A 17,796-nucleotide genomic window follows, 5' to 3' on the forward strand; every position below is an offset into this window, starting at 1 on the left:
CACATTCAGCGGGGAAAGCCTTCGTGCAGCCCCGCCCAGCCCTCGTCGGTGGCGAACCATTCGACCAGGAAGTCGAGCAGGGTACGCAGCGTCGCCGGCAGGTGCTGGCGCGAGGTATAGATGCCGTAGATATCCAGCGTCTGGGGCTGGTAGCCGGGCAGTAGCGCGACCAGTCGACCACTGGCGATCAGCGCCGCCGCCGAATGCAGCGGTTGCAGTACGATGCCCGCGCCTTCCACGGCGGCCTCGAGCAGCACCAGGGATTCATTGGCGCTGAGGTTGCCGTCGACCGGGACGTCCAACTGCTCGCCCTCATGGGTGAACCGCCACAGACTCTTGCTGAAGTAGGAGTAGGTCAGGCAGTTGTGCGCGCTCAGCTCCTCGGCACGCTGCGGCGTGCCATGGGCGGCGAGGTAGGCGGGCGAGGCGCAGACCACCGAGGCGCATCGGGCCAGCCGCCGGGCGATCAGGTTCGGGTCGAGCTGGTTGGTGATCCGGATCGCCAGGTCGATGCGCTCCTCGACCAGGTTCACCGTCCGGCCGTCGACCTGCAGATCGATCGCGGTACGCGGGTAGCGCTGCAGGTAGGCTGCGACCGCTCTCGCCACCGCCGCCTGCGCCAGCGACTGCACGCAGGCGATGCGCAGCATGCCGTGCGGCTCGGCCGCCTCGGCATCGGCGACCAGCGCCATCTGCTCGGCGAGCCCGAGCATTTCGCGACAGTAGGCAAGCGCGGTCTCGCCAGCGGCGGTCAGGCCCAGCCGGCGGGTGCTGCGGTGCAGCAGCCGCGCGCTCGCCCACCGTTCCACTTCGGCGAGATAGCGCGTCACCATCGCACGCGACATATCCAGCGCCTCGGCCGCGCCGGTCAGGCTGCCACGCTCGACGATGGCGACGAAGACCTGCGCGGCCTTGATCCGGTCCATTATTCGCTCGATCCAAGCAATTCAAAGTGGCATGTTAGCCGGTTTCCTGGCCGATTCGACCGAAACGGTGCGCTTTACCCGCGACTAGCTCGAAGCCTTCGAGCGCGAGGCGGTCGAGGGAGAGATACGGTGGCCGCGGTGAGTGGCCTGGTCATCCACAGGCGCTGCCGAGCAGCCGGCGGCGGGCGTCTCGATACTCTCGCTCGATGCGCTCGACGATGACTGCCACGGGCTCGATCGCCTCGATCGCGCCTACGCCTTGCCCGGCGCCAACCACGTCGCGCCAGACCTTGAGCCCGCCATCGCCGAGGGTGAGCTTCTCACCGTTCGAGGCCGGCAGGGCGCTGGGGTCGAGGCCTGCGTCGCGGATGCTGGCGGCGAGATAGTTGCCGTGAATGCCGGTGAACAGGTCAGTGTAGATCACCTCACTGGCGCCCGCCTCGATCAGCATCTGGCGATAGCGCACTGAGGCGTTGGCCTCGAGGCTTGCGATGAAGCGGGTACCGAGATAGCCGAAGTCGGCACCGAGCGCCTGGGCGGCGAGCAGGTGTTCGCCGCGGGATATCGCGCCGGCCAGCGCGATAGGGCCGTCATAGAAGCGCCTCACCTCGCCGGCCAGCGCGAAGGGGCTTAATCGCCCGGCGTGTCCGCCGGCGCCGGCACAGACCAGGATCAACCCATCGACCCCGGCGTCGAGGGCACGCTTGGCGTGACGCACGGTCGTCACGTCATGAAACACCAGCCCGCCGTAGGCGTGCGCCGCCTCGACCGCCCGGTCGGGGGCGTGGAGGCTCGTGATCATCAGCGGTACACGGTGCTCGGCGCAGGTGTCGATATCCTGCTCGAGCCTCGGGTTGCTCGGATGGACGATCTGGTTGACCGCGAAAGGCGCGATGGCGCGCTCGGGGTGCTCACGCCGCAGAGCGTCGAGCGCGGCGGTGATGCGGCCCAGCCAGTCGCCGAGCTGCGCCTGGGGCCGGGCGTTGAGTGCGGGAAAGGCGCCGAGCACGCCGCTTGCGCACTGGGCGATCACCAGTTCGGGCGTGGAGACGATGAACATCGGAGCGCCGATCAGCGGCAGGCGCAGCTGGGCCTTCAATTCCTCGACGGTCATCGAGTGTCTCCTCTGGTATCGACTGAGCACCAGTTTAAACACTCGTTTGAAAACCGCCTCTACGACAATCGGCCGAGTCCTGGACTTGCCCACGCACATCGCTGAGGATCGAGTGACCGGTTCGATCGAGCACACAAGGAAACCATCGATGTTCGCCGCAGTCCGTCCCGCCAACGCCCGCGATATCGCACCGCTGCGCGAGCTCGCCCGTACGACCTTCATCGATACCTATGCAGAAGGCTGCGACGCCGCCAGGATCGAGGCCTACATCGCCGAGGCCTATTCCCACCAGGCCCTCGGCGCGGCATTGGACGACGCCGATATCACTGTGCTTCTGATCGAGCGCGCGGGCGAACTGGCCGGCTTCCTGCAGCTCCACGCCGATGATGCAAGAACTGCAACCTTCGACGCCGACACTCTCGAGATAGCACGACTCTATCTCGACCGCCGGGCCCAGGGGGCCGGGCTCGGCGCGCGGCTGATCGAGGCGGCGGCCGAGCACGCGCGTACCCTCAACAAGCGCCGGCTCGGACTCGGCGTCTGGCGCCAGAACGACCGCGCGATCCGCTTCTACCAGCGCCAGGGCTTCGAGATCACCGGCACCCATCGGTTCGATTTCGCCGGCGAGATCCACCACGACTACACCATGCATCGAACGCTTTCCCACCATCTGGAGATCCCCGCATGAGCCAACCGATCGTCGACCGTATCCTGCTGACCAACGACGACGGCATCGACGCCCCCGGCCTCGAGACCCTCGCCCGGGTCGCCTCGACGCTGGCCCGCGAGGTGTGGATCGTCGCGCCCGCCTTCGACCAGAGCGGGGTGGCGACCTCGATCAGCCTGCACCATCCGCTGCGTCTGGCGCACTTCGGCGAGCGCCGCTACTCGGTGACCGGCACGCCGGCCGACTGCGTGACCATGGCGGTGCGCCACCTGATGCGCGACGCCCCGCCCGACCTGGTGCTGTCGGGTATCAACCGCGGCGCCAACCTGGGTCGCGAAACGCTCTACTCCGGCACCGTGGGCGCGGCACTGACCGCGCTGCTGCTCGGTGTACCCACCATCGCGCTGAGCCAGGCGTTCACCGATCGCTCGGCGGTGCGCTGGGCGACCGCCGAGCGGCTGGCCCCCGATACCATCCGCCGCCTCCACGCGATCGGCTGGCCCCGGGAGGTCGCGCTCAACGTCAACTTCCCCGACGTCGCCGCCGGCCAGGCCGGTCCGATCACCGCCAGCCGCCAAGGGCGCGGCACGCTCGAGACCATCGACGTGGTCGAACGCACCGACCTTCGCGACCAGCGCTACCACTGGTTCGACATCAAGCGCCGCGAGCTCGACGACGACCCGCAGAGCGAGGCCTACCTGCTGCGCCACGGCCGGATCACCGTCACCCCGCTGCAGTTCGAGCGCACCGACGAGCAGGCCCGCACCGAGCTGGCCGCGCGGCTGGGCTGAGCCCAAGCGAAGCGGCGCCCCACTTGAACGCAAGAAACCGGCCCGAAGGCCGGTCTCAGATCAATGAAAAACCCCTTTTGACCCAGCGACGCTCTCGATCCTGGCGAGTCGAGAACCGTTTTCGCCCCAACGACCTATCGCTCGTTTAGATGCGAGGGGCGGCCCCCTCGCGCTCCCCCTTTGAGGGGACGCGCCGCCACAAGAGCGCGCAACCCTGGCCGATCAATCGCTTGCCCTCGGGTCGGCGCGCATGGACGTCCCTGTCCGGGCGCGCCTTTTGCGACATCCATGTCGCAAACCCCGGTGCAATCGATTGCCGTCCAGCGCGCTCTTGGAGGCGGCTGGAAGCCATCGTGGCATCTTCAAATACTTTGTCAGCAGTCTGAAACCGGCCCGAAGGCCGGTCTCTCGCTTTACGCAAAACCGCTTTTTCAGATCTTCTTGACGAACTCGGACTTGAGCTTCATCGCCCCGATGCCGTCGATCTTGCAGTCGATATCGTGATCGCCGTCGACCAGACGGATGTTCTTCACCTTGGTGCCGACCTTGACCACGAGCGAAGAGCCCTTGACCTTGAGGTCCTTGATCACCGAGACGCTGTCGCCGTCGGCTAGGACATTGCCCACCGAATCACGGATCACGCCCTGCTCCTCGCTGGCGGCGTCCGCCGCCTCCTCGGTCGAGGACCACTCATGGGCGCAAGAAGGGCAGACCAGCATCAGTCCATCCTCGTAGGTGTAGTCGGCCTGGCACTGGGGGCAGGGGGGCAGCTGGCTCATTCGAAGCTCCTCGATACATAAAGACCGGCGATTGTATAGGGTTTTGAGCAATAGCGGTGAGCGCCGATCACGACCAGACATCGAGGAGCGGGGCGCACGCAGCGACGCCCCATGCAGCGCGAGTGGGTCCACCCACCCGCGCCCGGCCCCGAAGGGCCCTTGCAGCGCCCCGGTCGCCTGACGGCCCCGGGGCATGCGCTACGGCAGGGGGGCCCCGCAGTGTCTACACACTGGCGGCGCTTCCTGGCGGCGGCGTTTCACATGAAACATCTGCTCTTCGCGGCCCGCGCCGCCCAGGATCAGGGTCAGCTTCGGCGGCGCGGGCGAAAGCGTTTGGTCGCTCTCGCTGGCCAGCGGGCGCAGTTCTCCCGCCTCGTAGTGCAGGCCCATGTCCTTGAGCAGATAGGCGGGCAGGCCGCGCAGCGAACGTTCGGCGCGACGATGGTGGCGACGCGCGCGCAAAGTGGTCAGGTGGTCGAGCAGGCTAGCGATGAAAGCCATGGTGGCGGTCTCCAAGGGCAGTTGGAGGCCACGGACCCGGCAAAGGTGGAATGATCGGTAAAACGATGATGATCAGACGACCGCGGCAAGATCCGCGGCCGGTCGATTGATTTCAGTTCCGGGCGCGCGGCGAGTGGCGTACTCGCATCCCATGCAGGGAGACGAGGGTCGGCGCGTGATTGACTCGGAAAGAAATCATCATGATCAGGTACTCCTGAGCGGCTGGTACGCCCTGATTGCAAGGCGTCGTTGGATTAAAGCGCATTCCGACTCGGCATGACAACGTACTCATCAATCGCTTTTCGCAATCAGAACGCAATTTCTCATTGCGCCTATATGGATCGACAGCAACTCGATAAACTATCCACCGTTTCTTAAGCAAAATGCTCTTCGCTTCACTCACAGATCTTGCTCAGGCCAATCCCAGCACTTAGAGTCCAAAGATGCATCGCTAAATTCAATTGCACACCGCTATGGGAGTTTCAATCATGGCAGGCTCGAAATTGAAGCAGTGGCTACGCAAAGGCGGTATCAAGGCCTCCGACGTAACGATCGTCGGTCGCGGGAGCATCATCCTCTCCAATGACGCTCTCAACGCAGCGCAAAAAAAATACGCTAAATCTCATCGCGCGGCGCCGGGCCGGCAGGAAGCACCCCCGAAAGATCGCGAACTCGAACATAGCTGATCCCGCGCTTTACGCCAGGGCCAACCAAAGATGTTCGTGTTTCTCGTGCTCGTCGCCTTGGTCAGCGGCTACATCGTTTGCGTGCTCGCACCCGAGCGAAAATTCAAGATTCGCCGTTATGAAGGCCAGAGACTCTACCTGGAAGTAGCCACCTGGGGTCTGCTGTGCCTGCTCCTATCACTGACTCTCATCCATTTCGTCTTCGCCCCGAATAGCTGGAATCAGGCTATCGATGAGCGGTCATTGAACATCCATTTTCTCGCTGGTTTGAGCGCACTCTCCCTGGGCATCGCGCTGCTCGGCGTATTCGTCTATCGGCTCTATCGCCGCTGCGAAGCGCTGTTGGCGAGCAAAGAGGTAATCGGCCGGTGGCACTATCGACGCTGGCTCGATGCCCTGCTGGAGCGTGCAAGACGCGCAGGCGCTAGCCGAGACTCCGTGCAAGGCCACAGACTGCTTTGGTTGCTGAGGATCGGCCAGAAACGCTGTCACCGCCTCAACTTGGAAGCGGGTGCCCACGCCAGACTGCGCTTGATCGAGCAGAGAGTGAAAGGAAGCCGCATAGATTCCTTCCTCTTCCAGTCGGCGCTCACTTTCACCCTCGTTCAACTCCATACCAAGAGTGGCAAGGTCTACGTCGGCACCATCCTGGGCATAGGCGAACTCGGCCAGGACATGGATACCGAGGTATTCGAAGAGCTTGTCCTCCAACCCGCCTACAGCGGTTTTCGTCACCATGAAACCCGAGAGCTGATCATCACCAATCGCTACCAACGCTTCTTCACCCACCAATACGCGGATATCGACGAGCGGTTGATGGATGCGATCTTCATTCCTCGGACCGAGCTGTACTCGGTGAGCGGCTTCGACCCGGCGATCTTCCGTTCGGTCTCAGGCCTCGATATCGACCAGGTCATCCGTGCCGAGAAACAGCACCGCCAGCGTCAGGATGCTTGCCGCCGCCGCCCCAGCCCTCTCCTGCGCGTAAAATCGCCCAACCGCTGATCCCACCCTCAGCGCCCGCCCAACCCCCGCACCTGCGCCACCGCTTCGACGACCGCGCGCACGGCGCGGTCGACCTGGGGCTGGTCGATGTCGATGTCGAAACAGAAGCGCACCGCGGTCTGCGCCTCCTGGCGGGAAACGCCGAGCGCGAGCAGCGCAGGTGAAGGCTCGTCTTCGCCGGCCTTGCAGGCCGAGCCGCTGGAGCAGATCACCCCCCGGGCCTCGAGTGCGAGCAGCACCGCTTCGCCGTGGGTACCGGGAAACAGGAAAGACGCATGGTGGGGCAGGCGCCGCTCGGCGTCGCCGGTGAGGCGGGCACCCGGGCAGCCCTCGAGCACGCCGCGGATGAACGCATCGCGCAGCGCCGCGACCCGCTCGCCGTGGCGTTCGGCCTCGGCCCGGGCCAGGGTGAAGGCGCGGGCAAGGGCGATGACGCCCGGCAGCTGCTCGGTGCCACCGCGCCGGCCGCGCTCCTGGTGGCCGCCGTGGAGCAGCGGCTCGAGCGGCACGCCGCGCCTGAGGAACAGCGCGCCGATCCCCCGCCCGGCGCCGAGCTTGTGGCCGCTGAGGCTCAGCGCGGCGATGCCGAGGCGCTCGACGTCGATCGCCTCCCAGCCGGCGGCCTGCACCGCATCGACGTGCAGCGCCACGCCGTGGGCGCGTGCGATCGCGCTGATGCGCTCGATCGGCTGCAGGGTGCCGATCTCGTTGTGGCCGAGAATCACGCTGCACAGCGCCGCCGGAAGCGCGAGCCTGCGGGCGAGATCGTCGAGGTCGATCAGCCCGTTTCGATCGACCGCGAGGCGTTCGAGCCGATAGCCGTGATGGCGGCAGAGATAGTCGCAGGCCCCCTCCACCGCGGGATGCTCGAAGGGGGAGATGATCAGCCGCCGCGCCGCCGGCGGGCGCTCGACGCCGAGCGCGATGCCCTTGATCGCCAGGTTGTCCGCCTCGGTGCCGCCGGAGGTGAAGATCAGCTCTCCCGCGCGGCAGCCGAGCCCGCGGGCCAGCTCCTCGCGCGCGGCTTCGAGCGCTGCGCGGGCCTCGCGCCCGAGCCCGTGCGGGCTCGAGGGGTTGGCGAATCGAGCGGTCAGCCACGGCCACATCGCCTCGAGCGCCTCACGCCTGAGCGGCGTGGTAGCGGCGTGGTCGAGGTAGAGAAGCTCGTCCTCGGTGATCATCGATCGGGCTCGAAATCGAGCCCGAGATCGAGGGCGCGGGCGCTGTGGGTCAGCGCCCCGACCGAGATGATCTCGACGCCGGTCTCGGCGATCGCCCTCACCGTGGTCAGATCGACCCCGCCGCTGGCCTCGATCCATGCCCGCCCTTTGATCCGCGCCACGCCCTCGCGCAGCTCATCGAGGGAGAAGTTGTCGAGCATCACGGTGTCGACCTTGGCCTCGAGCACCGCATCGAGCTGATCGAGCCGGTCGATCTCGACTTCTATATGCACCGTGTGCGGCAGCTGCTCGCGCAGGCGCTCGAGCGCCTGGGTGACCGCCGCGGGCGAGTCGGCCCCCAGCGCGGCGAGATGGTTGTCCTTGATCATCACCGCGTCCGACAGCGAGAAGCGATGATTGTGGCCGCCGCCTGCGCGCACCGCGTGGCGCTCCAGCGCGCGCAGCCCGGGCGTGGTCTTGCGGGTGTCGACGATCCGCGCCGAGGTGCCGGCCACCGCTTCGACGAAACGAGAGGTGAGGGTGGCGATCCCGCTCATCCGCTGGACCAGGTTGAGCGCCACCCGCTCGGCGCGCAGCAGCGCCCGCGCCGGGCCTTCGATCTGCGCGAGTGCGTCGCCGCGGGAGAAACGCTCACCGTCGGCGCACAGCAGGCGAACTTCGACGCCAGGATCGACGGCGCGAAAAGTACGCGCCAGCACCTCGCCACCGGCGAACACGCCGGGCTCGCGCGCGGCGAGCAGCGCCCTGGCCCGGCGCTCGGCGGGAATCAAGGTCTCCGAGCTGAGATCGCCCCAGGGCGCGTCCTCGGCGAGCGCGGCCTCGACCACGGCGTCGATCTGGGAGGGTGAAAGCAGCATCGTGATCACCTCATGACCAATGACAGAGGAAACGGCCGCGCCTCGGACGACTCCTCGACGAACAGGCGGGTCACCGCCCGCCGCCGCGCGAAGCGGGCCGCGGCGTTGGGAAAGTCGAGGCGATGGTGCGCACCGCGGGACTCCTCGCGAGCCAGCGCCGATTCGCAGATCAACGTGGCGATCTCGAGCTGGTTGCGCGCCTCCAGCGCGGCGCGATGGTCGGCGAAGCGCCAGCCCCGCTGCCAGCCGGTGAGCCGCTCGAGGCTGCGGGAGAGCCCCTCGCCGCTGCGTTCGAGCCCGACCTCGCGCCACATCGTCTCGCGCAGCGCGCTGAGCGAGAAAGGCACCTCGTCGTTGGCGCCGAAGATCGGCAGGACCTGCATCCGGATCTCATCGAAGCGCGCCGGCAGGCCCTGGCCCTCATCGCAGGCCAGCGCCTCGACCAGCCTGCGGGCGAACACCACGCCTTCGAGCAGCGAGTTGGAGGCCAGCCGGTTCGCGCCATGCACGCCCGTGCAGGCCGCCTCGCCGAGGGCGTAGAGCCCGGCCAGCGAGCTGCGCCCGAGGGTGTCGGTGAGAATCCCGCCCATCCAGTAGTGCGCCGCGGGCGTTACCGGCAGCCAGTCGCGGGCCAGCCGCAGCCCCAGCCCCTCGAGGTGCGCGGAGATCCCGGGGAAGCGCGCCGCCAGCCGCTCGGCCTCGAGCCCGGTGGCGTCGAGCCAGACCGGCTGGCCCTGCTGCGCGGCCATGGTCCGGGCGATGGCGCGTGCGACCACGTCGCGCGGTGCGAGCTCGGCCTGGGCGTGCAGCGCCGGCATGAAGCGCCGCCCATGGACATCGCGCAGCACCGCGCCCTCGCCGCGCAGCGCCTCGGTGATCAGAAAGCGCTGCTCGCCGAGCGCAAGCGCAGTGGGGTGGAACTGGTAGAACTCGGCATCGAGGATCGCAGCGCCGGCGCGAAACGCGCAGGCGACCCCATCGCCGGTGGCGACCGAGGGGTTGGTGGTATGCGCATAGACCTGGCCGGCGCCCCCGGTCGCGATCACCACCGCTTCGGCCTCGAGGCCGAAGCGCCGCTCATCGGCATCCAGGCATTCAATGCCGGTGACCCGGCCGCCATGCAGCTGGAGCTCGGCGAGCATGCAGTGCTCGAACAGCGTCACCTCGGCCCGGCGAACGTGATCGGCGAGGGTCGCCTCGATCGCGCGCCCCGTGGCGTCACCGCCGGCATGGAGGATACGTGGCCGCGAATGGGCCGCCTCCAGCCCCACCGCCCAGTCATCGCCCTCACGATCGAACGGCACGCCGAGCGCGATCAGCCACTCGAGCGCCTCGGCCCCGCCGGCGCAGAGCCGGCGCACCGACTCCACCACGCAGCCGCCGGCACCGGCGACCAGGGTGTCGCGCGCGTGCAACCCCGCGCGATCCAGCGGGTGCAGGGCGCCGGCGATGCCGCCCTGGGCATAGCGGGTGTTGCTCTCCTCGAGCTCCGCCTTGGTCACCAGCGCCACCGGCCCCAGGCCGCGCTGCTGCGCCAGCAGCGCGCAGCTCAAGCCAGCGACACCGCTGCCGACCACGACCAGCGCGAAGCGCCCGCGGCGCTCGGCACGAGGCCTGGGAGTGAAGCCGAACGGCCGGTTCATGGCTGCGCCGCCAGCATTCGCTCGAGCGCCACCCGCGCATCGCGCGAAGTGGCGACATCGACGCGGATGCGGTTGCGCACCTCGCCCTCGACCAGGCCATCGAGGATCCAGGCCAGGTAGGCCGGGTGGATGCGGTACATGGTCGAGCAGGGGCAAACCACCGGATCGAGACAGAAGATGGTGTGCTCGGGATGCTCCCGCGCGAGCCGCTGGACCAGGTTGATCTCGGTGCCGATCGCGAAGGTCGCGCCGGGCGGCGCGGCTTCGATCGCCTTCTTGATGTAGTCGGTCGAACCCGCCTCATCGGCGGCATCGACCACCGCCATCGGGCATTCGGGATGGACGATCACCCGCACATCGGGGAAATGCCGCCGGGCGCTTGCGATCTGCTCGACGGTGAAGCGCTTGTGCACCGAGCAGTAGCCATGCCACAGGATCACCCGCGCGCGCTCGAGCGCATCGAGCTGATTGCCACCGAGCGGGCGGTTCGGGTCCCACAGCGGCATCTGGTCGAGGCCGATGCCCATCGCCTTGGCGGTATTGCGTCCCAGGTGCTGGTCGGGGAAGAACAGCACCCGCTGGCCCTGGGAGAAGGCCCAGTCGAGCACCTTGGCGGCGTTCGAGGAGGTACAGACGATACCGCCGTGGCGGCCGCAGAAGGCTTTCAGCGCCGCCGATGAGTTCATGTAGGTGACCGGGATCACCGGCGCTCGCCCGCTGGCGTCCAGTTCCTCCCCCCACAGCTGCGACAGCGCCTCCCAGCAGGCCTCGACCGAGGCGAGATCGGCCATGTCGGCCATCGAGCAGCCGGCACCGAGGTTGGGCAGCGATACGGTCTGGCGCTGGTCGGAGAGGATATCGGCGGTCTCGGCCATGAAGTGCACGCCGCAGAACACGATCGCCTCGGCCTCCGGCCGGCCGAGGGTCGCGCGGGCGAGCTGGAAGGAGTCGCCGACGAAGTCGGCATGACGCACCACCTCGTCGCGCTGGTAGAAGTGGCCGAGGATCAACAGCCGCTCACCCAGCGTGCGCTTGGCGGCGATGATCCGCGCCTCGAGCTCCTCATCGCTGGCATTGCGATACTCGCCCGGCAGCGCCGGCTGCCGTGGCGCTTGGTCGGGCAGCTCGTCGGTCTCGGAGGCGCCCGGCCCGTAGGTGGGGATCCGATCGAAGCGCCAGGGATCGGTGGCAAGCCCGGTGCTGCAGTGGGCGCCTGCCTGCGACTTCTCGAACGCTTCAAGGGAGGTGGCGATGGTCGACATCGACGGCTCTCCTGTAGAGGTGCGCGAACCAACGACCTGCGGGCGCACGGATGGAACGGCGAAAAACGGGCCTCAGGCCCAAGGGTTCGGGGTCGTCCCCGGTACCTCGACATAGCGATAGAGCCGCGGCGGACGATGGCGGGCGCCGCTTTGCATTTCGCCGGTGGCGGCCAGGCTCTTCGCGGCCGCCATCTGGCGGCGGAAGTTGGCCGGATCGAGCGGGCGCTGCAGGATCGCCTCGTAGACGCTGCGCAGCTGGGCGAGGGTGAAGGTCTCCCCGAGCAGCCGGTGGGCGATCTGCGCGTACTCGACTTTGTTGCGCAGCCGCCACAGCGCGTAGTCGACGATCAGCTGGTGGTCGAAGGCCAGCGCCGGCAGCGCATCGGCCGGGAACCAGCGCACGTTGTCGTCCGCTTCGCTGCGGCTGGCCTCATCGTTGCCGACCAGCGCCCAATAGACAATCGAGACCAGCCGTTGGTCCCCGGAGCGCGCCGGATCGCCGAAGGCATAGAGCTGCTCGAGGTAGCGCGGCGCAAGCCCGGTGGTCGCCTTGAGGTTGTGCCGCGCGGCCTCGCTCAGGCTCTCGTCGATCCCCAGCGGCCCGCCCGGCAGCGCCCAGAGCCCCTCGAACGGCGCGCGAATGCGGCGCACCAGCGGCATCCATAGCGCCGGCAGCGCTTGGTCGTCGGTTTCCCGCAGCGCGAAGATCACCGTCGAGACGGCGATCTGCGGATGATCGGTCATCGGATTTCCAAATATTCTCGATCGACTTAAAGTCAAAAAAACCTTAACTCTTTTACAAAGCATATCCCCACCACGCAGCGGCTGTCCAACCATCAGCGTCAGTGGGACGACCAAAGTAGAAGCCCCCTCGGACCCTACGCCGGCCATCGTAGCGTCACCTGCTACGCCGCCCGTGCTGCTATGATCGAGAACAATTCTCGAATTCGCACAGAGGCGCGGCATGCACGGTGAATACAAGGTCCCGGGCGGCAAACTGGTGGTGGTCGACTTGGACGAAGTCGACGGCAGGCTGAGCGGCGTAAGGCTCTCGGGGGACTTCTTCCTCGAGCCCGACGACCTCCTGGAGCGGATCGATGCCGCGCTCGAGGGCGCCCCCGCCGGGCTCGACATCGAGGCGCTGGCGGCGCGGGTCAGGGCCGCGCTGCCGGCCGACGCGACCCTGCTCGGCCTGACCCCCGAGGCGGTCGGGGTGGTAGTGCGCCGTGCACTGGCACAGGCCAGCGAGTGGCGCGATCACCGCTTCAGCCTGATCCACCGCGCCCCGGAGGCGCCCGCGCTGCACATGGCGCTCGACCAGGTGCTCGCCGAGGAGGTCGCCGCCGGCCGGCGCGGTCCGCTGCTCAGGGTGTGGGAATGGGCCAGCCCGGCGGTGATCATCGGCAGCTTCCAGTCGCTCTCCAACGAGGTCGATCTCGACGCCGCCCGTGCGCGCGGCGTCGCGGTGATGCGCAGGATCAGCGGCGGTGGCGCGATGTTCGTCGAGCCGGGCAACACCATCACCTGGTCGCTGGTGGTGCCGGAGTCGCTGGTCCAGGGGCTGAGCCTGGTCGACAGCTACGCCTTCCTCGACGACTGGGTGATCAATGCGCTCCAGGAGCTCGGCATCGAGGCCCGGTACGTACCGATCAACGACATCGTCTCGCCCGCCGGCAAGATCGCAGGCGCTGCGCAAAAGCGCCTGCGCGGGGCGGTGCTCCACCATGTGACCATGGCCTACGACATCGACGTCGATGCGATGCTCGCGGTGCTGCGGATCGGCAAGGAGAAGATCTCCGACAAGGGGATCAAGAGCTCGGGCAAGCGTGTCGACCCGCTCAAAAGCCAGACCGGGCTGCCCCGCGACGAGATCATCAGTCGCATGTCCGCCTCCTTCGCCGCCCGCGCAGGCCTCGAGCCCGGCGAGCTCACCGCCGCTGAGCTCGAGCGCGCCGAACGCCTGGCCAGGGAAAAGTTCGAGGATCCCGCCTGGCTCGCCCGGGTGCCTTGAGCGAGCCAGGGCCCCCATGGGCTTCGAATTGGTGAAACCCTGTGCGGGTGACCATCGACGATGAAGACCAACTACAACGACAACCACTGAAGACAACCAGGAGCCTTCATGCCCACTCTCTCTTTCGAACTCACCGGCCACGGACCGATCCAGGTCGCCATCGATCAACTGGTGATCGCCGGCTGGGCCGGGCGCGACCAGGCGGCGGTCGAGGCACACATCGCCGAGCTTGCCGAGCTCGGCGTACCGCGCCCGAGCCAGGTGCCGTGCTTCTACCGCCTCGCCGCCAGCCTGCTCAGTAGCGACCAACGGCTGCAGACGCCGGGGCGAAACTCCTCCGGCGAGGCCGAGGTGGTGCTGATCCAGGCGCCCGAAGGCCTGCTGCTCGGCATCGGCTCGGACCACACCGACCGCAAGGTGGAGAGCTACGACGTCACCGTCTCCAAGCAGCTCTGCGCCAAACCGATCGGCCTTGAGCTCTGGCGCTTCGAGGAGGTCGCGCCACACTGGGAGCGTCTGCAACTCAAGTGCTGGCGCAGCCGCGATGGCGCGGACGAGCTCTACCAGGATGGCGAAGTGGCGAGCCTGCTCGACCCTCGCGACCTGATCCAGCGCCTCACCGGCGGTGAACGGCTGCCGACCGGCTGGGCGATGTTCTGCGGTACTCAGCCGGTGATCGGCGAGCTCGGCCACGGCGAGGCCTTCGAGGTTGCGCTGGTCGACCCGGTGCTCGGCCGCGAGCTGCGCCACCGCTACCAGGTCGAGGCGCTGGAGGTGGCGTCATGAGCTAAGCGACGCTGATCGGGCGCGGGATAACGCTCGATGCTACGGCCTCACCGATTCAGACGAAAAGCCACGATCGATGATCATTTCTTGCACGCCGGTGAATCATCATCAGCACCGAACTCAAGGCATGCAGAGGTGCCCATGCGTAATCAACGATTGCTGGCGATGCTTCTCAGTACGCTGCTGCTCGCCTCGCCGCTCGCCATGGCGCAGCAGAACGGCCACTCCCAGGGCCAGCATCAGGCCCAGGGCGGTCAGGGGCAGAGCAAGAATGGTGGCCACGGCCAGGGCGGGTCACGACAGGGCGGGCAGAACCAGGCGAAGCGCCAAGGGCCGAGTCCTCACCAGGATTGGCAGCGTGGCCAGGCGGTGCCGCAGCAGTATCGCGGCGGCAACTACGTGGTCAACGATTGGCGCTCGCGCAATCTGGCGCCGCCACCGAGCGGCCAGCACTGGCTACAGGTGAACGGCGACTTCGTCCTCGCCGCGATCGCCACCGGCGTGATCTATTCGATCATCAGCCGCTGACCAGCCACTCCCTCCTCCGAAGTCCGAAAACGTCAGCCAGGGGATGCCGCCATCCCCTGGCTCGCACCGAACCACTCATGCCGGCGCCGATCCTCGGCAACGCCCCGCTCGGCGAGCAGCCGCTCGATCTCGGCCATGAAGCCGGCCGGGCCGACGAAATAGCAGCTCGGCAGAGCCTCTCTAGGCGGCAGATAGCAATCAAGCAGCGCACCATCTATCCGTCCCCGCAGCGCGGGATCACCGCCCCGGCTGTAGCGCGTGACCGGCGTGAAACGCTCCGGCCAAAGGCCCGCCAGAGCAGCGGTCTCGTCGGCGAAGGCATGGTGCTGCGGATCCCGGGCGCCGTGCAGATAGACGACCCGGCGACCAAACGCCAGCGCCCGTTTGGCAAGGCCCAGCATCGGTGTCTGGCCGATACCGGCGCTGATCAGCACCACCGGCCCATCGCCTTGGTCGAGGGTGAGCAGGCCGGTAGGCGGGGAGAGCAGCAGGGTGTCGCCGATCTCGAGTCGATCATGTAGATAGCGGCTGACCACGCCCTGCGGGTGGCGCCGCACACTGATCCGGTAGTGCGCCGCGTCGCGGTCGGAAGTCAGGCTGTACTGGCGCGGATGGCGCTGCCCGTCGATCTCAGCCACCACGCCAAGGTACTGCCCCGGCTCACCGGCGAGGATCGCGCCGCCGTCGCGGGGCGCCAGATGAAACGAAGCGATTCCATCCGCCTCATCGACCCGCGCGACCAGTTGGAACGGCCGCAGCCCTTGCCATCCGCCACTGCTTGCGGCGAGTGCCTGGTACTGGCGACGCTCGGCGCCGATCATCCGCTCGGCGAGCTCGTCGTAGAGCGCGCGCCAGGCCGCAGCGACTTCCGCATCCAACGGCTCGCCCAGCACTTCGCCCAGCACTTCGCCGACCGCATCGAGCAGGCAGTCACCGACCAGCGGGTAATGCTCGGGCCGCACCGACAGCGACACATGCTTGTGCACCGCCGGGGCGATCACCGCGTCCGCGCAGCGAGGGTCCTGCCGGGCGATGACGTACTCGAGCACCATCCGCGCCAGCGCACGGGGCTGCGCTCCACTACGCTGGTGGGCGGGGTTGAACATCGCCACCACCTCGGGGTGGCGAGCGAACAGCAGCGGATAGAACCGCGCAGTGATCCGCTCGAGATGTTCGGCGACCAACGCGGCCGTCTGGGAAATGAGGGTTTCCTGGGTGAGGGTAGGCATGCGAATCTCCGTGGAAGCTGGCCCCTGTGGCCATTCATCCAGCTGCTTGGCAAGCCGCATGCCAATCTTCAATCAATTGAAAATCATGAATATTTTCTCCGCAGAGGGTCATTTAGACCTCGCCAGGCAGGAGTCGAAATGACCCTGGATGTACAAATGACTCCGCTATATGCGGCCCTCGCTGCGCTGCTCCAGGCCTTCGAGCGGCGAAGCGCACCGCCCTGGCAGACGGTGCTCGAGGCGGTGATCCGCCGCTATGCCTGCGATGCGGCCACGCTAATGGTCGCGATCGACGACCGGATGCTGCGACCGGTGGCGATTCACGGCCTGCCGCTCGAAGTGCTCGGGCGCCATTACGGTCTCGACGACAACCCTCGTCTGGAGCGGATTGCGGCGGCGAACGGCGTACACCGCTTCGCCGCCGACGAGCCGCTGCCCGACCCCTTCGATGGACTGCTCTCGCCCCGAGGCGAGGATAACGGCGAAGACCTGCCTCTACCGCTGGAGGCGCTCGAGCACGTCCACGACTGCATGGGAGTGGCGCTGCGTGATGGCCAGCGGCTGATCGGCATGCTCACCCTGGATGCCCTGAACCCTGGCCAGCTCGATCGGATCGACCACGACGAGCTGCAGGCGGTCGCGGCGTTGCTCGGCACTGGCCTGCACCTGGCCGAGGAGCTCGGCCGCACCCGCGAGCGCCTGGACGCGGTGCTGACCGATACCCTCGGCGAGCGCGAACAGCCGAGGTTGGACGGGCGCAGCCGCGTGATCGCCCGCTTGGACGAGGAGCTGACGATGGTGGCAGCGACCGACTTCGCGGTGCTGGTCGAGGGCGAGACCGGGGTCGGCAAGGAGCGCGTGGCGCGCCTGATCCACCAGCGCTCGCCGCGCAGCACCAGGCCGATGGTGCGGATCAACTGCGCGGCGCTGTCGCCGTCGCTGATCGAAAGCGAACTGTTCGGTCACGCCCGCGGCGCCTTTTCCGGCGCGGTGCGCGACCACCGCGGCCACTTCACCATGGCCGACGGCGGGACCCTGCTGCTCGACGAGATCGGCGAGCTGCCACTGGCGCTGCAGCCCAAGCTGCTGCGCGCGCTGCAGGAAGGCGAGATCCAACCGGTCGGCGCCGAGCGGGTCCAGCGTGTCGATGTGCGCGTGATCTGCGCCACCAACCGTGACCTGGCCGCAGAGGTAGCCGCCGGACGCTTTCGCGCCGATCTGTTCCACCGCCTCGGCGCCTACCCGATCAGCGTGCCTGCGCTGCGCGAGCGCGGCGACGATGTGCTGCTGCTCGCCGGTATCTATCTCGAGGACAACCGCGTCCGCCTTGGGCTGCGCAATCTGCGCCTGTCGCCCGCCGCCGCGGATGCGCTGCTCGGCCACTCCTGGCCGGGCAACGTGCGTGAGCTCGAGCACGTGCTCGGTCGCGCGGCGCTGCGCGCTCGCGGCGAACGCGGCTCGATCGTTACGCTCGAACCCATCCACCTCGGCCTCGGCGCAGGCGAGCCACCCGCCTCCGCCATCGTCGTTCCACCAGCGCCGGCGTCGGATATGCCCGGTGCCGACCTGCGCACCCGGGTCGATGCCTACCAGCGCGGCCTGATCGAGCTAGGGCTGGCCGAAAGCCAAGGCAACTGGGCGGAATGCGCCCGCCGCCTCGGCATCGACAAGAGCAACCTGCATCGGCTGGCCACGAGGCTGGGGCTGAAATGAAGCGACCGGGACAAAATTGAAATAGCCGCGCCCGCTCGAAGCACCCACCGAAGCCGAATATCCACCGGCGGGCAGTGTGCTTCCCAGCCGATCCCTCTATCCTATGGCCCCATCTCA

General features: G+C 67.7%; 18 protein-coding genes. 8 read left to right on the forward strand and 10 right to left on the reverse strand.

The annotated features are described in order from the left end of the window. Positions 1-5 precede the first annotated feature (5 nt). Both Q376_RS0110805 and Q376_RS0110810 read right to left on the reverse strand, forming a co-directional pair. A complete protein-coding gene (locus Q376_RS0110805) occupies positions 6-926 on the reverse strand; it encodes a LysR family transcriptional regulator (protein WP_027350326.1) in 921 nt (306 codons plus the stop codon). Positions 927-1,077: 151 nt separating this feature from the next. Beyond that, positions 1,078-2,040 carry an NAD(P)H-dependent flavin oxidoreductase gene (locus Q376_RS0110810; RefSeq protein ID WP_027350327.1) on the reverse strand — a complete coding sequence of 321 codons (963 nt, stop codon included), beginning with the start codon at positions 2,038-2,040 and terminating at the stop codon, positions 1,078-1,080. Positions 2,041-2,188: 148 nt separating this feature from the next. On the opposite strand from Q376_RS0110810, the gene Q376_RS24025 reads away from it, so the two are divergent. Together Q376_RS24025 and surE are read left to right on the forward strand one after the other, a co-directional pair. After that, positions 2,189-2,728, forward strand: a complete 540-nt coding sequence (locus Q376_RS24025) for a GNAT family N-acetyltransferase (RefSeq protein ID WP_052365136.1) — start codon at positions 2,189-2,191, stop codon at positions 2,726-2,728. Next, positions 2,725-3,498 (forward strand): 5'/3'-nucleotidase SurE, encoded by a 774-nt coding sequence (surE, locus tag Q376_RS0110820; RefSeq protein ID WP_027350328.1) that lies wholly within the window; start codon positions 2,725-2,727, stop codon positions 3,496-3,498. Before Q376_RS24025 ends, surE begins: the two co-directional genes overlap by 4 nt. A gap of 431 nt (positions 3,499-3,929) precedes the next feature. Here surE and Q376_RS0110825 read toward each other — a convergent pair whose 3' ends face one another. Together Q376_RS0110825 and Q376_RS0110830 are read right to left on the reverse strand one after the other, a co-directional pair. After that, positions 3,930-4,277 carry a zinc ribbon domain-containing protein YjdM gene (locus tag Q376_RS0110825; RefSeq protein WP_027350329.1) on the reverse strand — a complete coding sequence of 116 codons (348 nt, stop codon included), beginning with the start codon at positions 4,275-4,277 and terminating at the stop codon, positions 3,930-3,932. Positions 4,278-4,475: 198 nt separating this feature from the next. Beyond that, positions 4,476-4,778 carry a hypothetical protein gene (locus Q376_RS0110830; protein WP_027350330.1) on the reverse strand — a complete coding sequence of 101 codons (303 nt, stop codon included), beginning with the start codon at positions 4,776-4,778 and terminating at the stop codon, positions 4,476-4,478. A gap of 488 nt (positions 4,779-5,266) precedes the next feature. Between Q376_RS0110830 and Q376_RS24825 the strand changes: the two genes are divergently transcribed. Both Q376_RS24825 and Q376_RS0110840 read left to right on the forward strand, forming a co-directional pair. Further along, complete coding sequence (locus tag Q376_RS24825) at positions 5,267-5,464, forward strand: hypothetical protein (protein WP_155834289.1); 198 nt, start codon at positions 5,267-5,269, stop codon at positions 5,462-5,464. An 81-nt stretch (positions 5,465-5,545) separates the two neighbouring features. Further along, on the forward strand, positions 5,546-6,469 hold the full coding sequence (locus Q376_RS0110840; protein ID WP_155834291.1) for a hypothetical protein: 924 nt from the start codon (positions 5,546-5,548) through the stop codon (positions 6,467-6,469). An 8-nt stretch (positions 6,470-6,477) separates the two neighbouring features. Here Q376_RS0110840 and Q376_RS0110845 read toward each other — a convergent pair whose 3' ends face one another. The 5 genes from Q376_RS0110845 to Q376_RS0110865 form a co-directional block, all read right to left on the reverse strand. Then, a complete protein-coding gene (locus tag Q376_RS0110845; protein WP_027350332.1) occupies positions 6,478-7,650 on the reverse strand; it encodes a cysteine desulfurase family protein in 1,173 nt (390 codons plus the stop codon). Next, the gene (nadC, locus tag Q376_RS0110850; RefSeq protein ID WP_155834293.1) at positions 7,647-8,507 is read right to left on the reverse strand and encodes a carboxylating nicotinate-nucleotide diphosphorylase; all 861 of its coding nucleotides are present in this window, start codon (positions 8,505-8,507) and stop codon (positions 7,647-7,649) included. Before nadC ends, Q376_RS0110845 begins: the two co-directional genes overlap by 4 nt. 5 nt (positions 8,508-8,512) lie before the next feature. Then, entirely contained in the window at positions 8,513-10,150 is a 1,638-nt protein-coding gene (nadB, locus tag Q376_RS22305; RefSeq protein WP_081803509.1) for an L-aspartate oxidase, read from the reverse strand. Then, positions 10,147-11,412, reverse strand: a complete 1,266-nt coding sequence (gene nadA / locus Q376_RS0110860) for a quinolinate synthase NadA (protein ID WP_027350334.1) — start codon at positions 11,410-11,412, stop codon at positions 10,147-10,149. The genes nadB and nadA overlap by 4 nt, the downstream gene beginning before the upstream one ends. A gap of 72 nt (positions 11,413-11,484) precedes the next feature. Next, on the reverse strand, positions 11,485-12,156 hold the full coding sequence (locus Q376_RS0110865; RefSeq protein WP_052365137.1) for an NUDIX hydrolase: 672 nt from the start codon (positions 12,154-12,156) through the stop codon (positions 11,485-11,487). A gap of 220 nt (positions 12,157-12,376) precedes the next feature. Between Q376_RS0110865 and lplAB the strand changes: the two genes are divergently transcribed. The 3 genes from lplAB (at position 12,377) to Q376_RS0110880 (ending at position 14,737) form a co-directional block, all read left to right on the forward strand. Beyond that, positions 12,377-13,423: a lipoate-protein ligase LplAB gene (gene lplAB, locus Q376_RS0110870; protein ID WP_027350336.1), complete on the forward strand. Its 1,047-nt coding sequence runs from the start codon at positions 12,377-12,379 to the stop codon at positions 13,421-13,423. Positions 13,424-13,531: 108 nt separating this feature from the next. Continuing rightward, complete coding sequence (locus Q376_RS0110875) at positions 13,532-14,209, forward strand: DUF2848 domain-containing protein (RefSeq protein ID WP_027350337.1); 678 nt, start codon at positions 13,532-13,534, stop codon at positions 14,207-14,209. 141 nt (positions 14,210-14,350) lie between these two features. After that, positions 14,351-14,737 (forward strand): RcnB family protein, encoded by a 387-nt coding sequence (locus tag Q376_RS0110880; RefSeq protein ID WP_027350338.1) that lies wholly within the window; start codon positions 14,351-14,353, stop codon positions 14,735-14,737. A 32-nt stretch (positions 14,738-14,769) separates the two neighbouring features. Here Q376_RS0110880 and Q376_RS0110885 read toward each other — a convergent pair whose 3' ends face one another. Beyond that, entirely contained in the window at positions 14,770-15,966 is a 1,197-nt protein-coding gene (locus Q376_RS0110885) for a globin domain-containing protein (RefSeq protein WP_027350339.1), read from the reverse strand. Positions 15,967-16,104: 138 nt separating this feature from the next. On the opposite strand from Q376_RS0110885, the gene norR reads away from it, so the two are divergent. Further along, positions 16,105-17,679: a nitric oxide reductase transcriptional regulator NorR gene (norR, locus tag Q376_RS0110890; RefSeq protein ID WP_052365139.1), complete on the forward strand. Its 1,575-nt coding sequence runs from the start codon at positions 16,105-16,107 to the stop codon at positions 17,677-17,679. Positions 17,680-17,796: the final 117 nt, after the last annotated feature.

This window comes from Halotalea alkalilenta DSM 17697, from assembly GCF_000621205.1.
Taxonomy (GTDB): domain Bacteria; phylum Pseudomonadota; class Gammaproteobacteria; order Pseudomonadales; family Halomonadaceae; genus Halotalea; species Halotalea alkalilenta.

Coding starts and splice junctions, on each gene's coding strand:
- lplAB (WP_027350336.1), top strand. CDS start 12,377: ATGCACGGTGAATACAAGGTCCCGGGCGGCAAACTGGTGGTGGTCGAC.
- Q376_RS0110845 (WP_027350332.1), bottom strand. CDS start 7,650: ATGATCACCGAGGACGAGCTTCTCTACCTCGACCACGCCGCTACCACG.
- norR (WP_052365139.1), top strand. CDS start 16,105: ATGACCCTGGATGTACAAATGACTCCGCTATATGCGGCCCTCGCTGCG.
- nadA (WP_027350334.1), bottom strand. CDS start 11,412: ATGTCGACCATCGCCACCTCCCTTGAAGCGTTCGAGAAGTCGCAGGCA.
- Q376_RS0110885 (WP_027350339.1), bottom strand. CDS start 15,966: ATGCCTACCCTCACCCAGGAAACCCTCATTTCCCAGACGGCCGCGTTG.
- Q376_RS24025 (WP_052365136.1), top strand. CDS start 2,189: ATGTTCGCCGCAGTCCGTCCCGCCAACGCCCGCGATATCGCACCGCTG.
- Q376_RS0110830 (WP_027350330.1), bottom strand. CDS start 4,778: ATGGCTTTCATCGCTAGCCTGCTCGACCACCTGACCACTTTGCGCGCG.
- surE (WP_027350328.1), top strand. CDS start 2,725: ATGAGCCAACCGATCGTCGACCGTATCCTGCTGACCAACGACGACGGC.
- Q376_RS0110805 (WP_027350326.1), bottom strand. CDS start 926: ATGGACCGGATCAAGGCCGCGCAGGTCTTCGTCGCCATCGTCGAGCGT.
- Q376_RS0110880 (WP_027350338.1), top strand. CDS start 14,351: ATGCGTAATCAACGATTGCTGGCGATGCTTCTCAGTACGCTGCTGCTC.
- Q376_RS0110810 (WP_027350327.1), bottom strand. CDS start 2,040: ATGACCGTCGAGGAATTGAAGGCCCAGCTGCGCCTGCCGCTGATCGGC.
- Q376_RS0110825 (WP_027350329.1), bottom strand. CDS start 4,277: ATGAGCCAGCTGCCCCCCTGCCCCCAGTGCCAGGCCGACTACACCTAC.
- nadB (WP_081803509.1), bottom strand. CDS start 10,150: ATGAACCGGCCGTTCGGCTTCACTCCCAGGCCTCGTGCCGAGCGCCGC.
- nadC (WP_155834293.1), bottom strand. CDS start 8,507: ATGCTGCTTTCACCCTCCCAGATCGACGCCGTGGTCGAGGCCGCGCTC.
- Q376_RS0110875 (WP_027350337.1), top strand. CDS start 13,532: ATGCCCACTCTCTCTTTCGAACTCACCGGCCACGGACCGATCCAGGTC.
- Q376_RS0110865 (WP_052365137.1), bottom strand. CDS start 12,156: ATGACCGATCATCCGCAGATCGCCGTCTCGACGGTGATCTTCGCGCTG.
- Q376_RS24825 (WP_155834289.1), top strand. CDS start 5,267: ATGGCAGGCTCGAAATTGAAGCAGTGGCTACGCAAAGGCGGTATCAAG.